This is a genomic window from Secundilactobacillus hailunensis, from assembly GCF_005405185.1.
In the GTDB taxonomy this organism is placed as follows: domain Bacteria; phylum Bacillota; class Bacilli; order Lactobacillales; family Lactobacillaceae; genus Secundilactobacillus; species Secundilactobacillus hailunensis.
Genome location: NZ_BJDO01000108.1, coordinates 1 through 1,330, shown reverse-complemented (window position 1 = coordinate 1,330; position 1,330 = coordinate 1). Strand labels below are relative to the sequence as shown.

Sequence of the window (1,330 nt, the reverse complement as noted above, 5' to 3'; positions counted from 1 at the left end):
AAAGTATAACGCCTGGGAGACTAGGTGTCCTTTTTTTGCAAAAAAACAGGCCTAAGTTTCTCAGTGTTGAACTTAATCAACACTAAAAAGCTTAGACCCATTCATATGAACACAACATTGAAGAATATCCTAGTATCAGGAGCTGTAATTACAAGCTTTATTTCCTTAATGGGAGTTGCAACCAATGCAAGTGCAGCAATGACTCCCCAAGAAGTCTCTCCTGACGGGTACGGAGTACGATACGAAAACCCTAAAGCATCCTTCTATAATAAATCATCCAGTGACCGTTACCGAGATATTTGGCGTGCTGCTCGTGATAACTGGAACGGAACAGGAGCATTCACTTGGACTGAAACTAGTAATGTAAATAGTCGAACTTATACTAGTTCCGTGAGTGAAAGTACTGGTCAGTGGGTAGACGCCACAGGTATGACTACTTATCGAGTTCATATTGATGCTAATAATCCAGCATGGCAAACCGGGGCAACTATACTATTAAACCGCTACAATCTGGACAAATATAATTACACCAACACAGAAAGAGCAGCCGTAGCAACACATGAAATGGGACACGCAATTGGTCTTGATCATAATTCAGAGGCAACTAGTATTATGAACCCTGCGCCTAGAGAGCAACACATCGTTCAAGATGATATCAACGGGGTAAATCATATTTATGAAGGTTCAGCATTACGCTCAACAGACGCCGAATCTGATACTCCAACAGATGTAAAAAATCATCTATACAGCACACAAATTAATTATGTAAAAGATTATTCCAATGAATCTGGAATTCAAGCACTGAAGGCAGACAGTGATATGATTGTAGTTGGAACTGTAAAAGATAGTCAATCTCACGATGATTTCTCACAAGATAAGGAAAACCATTACACCACCCATAAACTTGATGTTTCTGAAAGCTTAAAGGGAAATACGGCTGAGAGCCTCAGTTTCTACCAATCTGGAACTGACAAAGTGGATATCGTTAATTCACAACTCTTAAAAGATGGGGATCGAGTTATGGTTGTTCTCCATAAAGATGACGATGGAAACTTGCATGTTATGAACGACGGTCAAGGAATTTTTGTTTCAAATGGGACCAAAACTCGCACAACGGAAACGTTTACACGGGTATCTGATAAACATATTGTTACAATGGATATGCTGAAGTAATAAATTGAACCAAATGAAATTTTTCTAAATATAAACGATGGTTTTGACTTGAAAAAAGGGGTCTAAGCTTTTTAGTGTTGATTAAGTTCAACACTGAGAAACTTAGGCCTGTTTTTTTGCAAAAAAAGGACACCTAGTCTCCCAGGCGTTATACTTT

The 1,330-nt window shown here is 38.7% G+C and carries 1 protein-coding gene; it reads left to right on the top strand.

The window, feature by feature from the left end:
* Positions 1-105: 105 nt before the first annotated feature.
* Positions 106-1,173 carry a matrixin family metalloprotease gene (locus tag FFM73_RS12510; protein WP_137631943.1) on the top strand — a complete coding sequence of 356 codons (1,068 nt, stop codon included), beginning with the start codon at positions 106-108 and terminating at the stop codon, positions 1,171-1,173.
* The last annotated feature ends 157 nt before the right edge of the window (positions 1,174-1,330 follow it).

Coding starts and splice junctions, on each gene's coding strand:
- FFM73_RS12510 (WP_137631943.1), top strand. CDS start 106: ATGAACACAACATTGAAGAATATCCTAGTATCAGGAGCTGTAATTACA.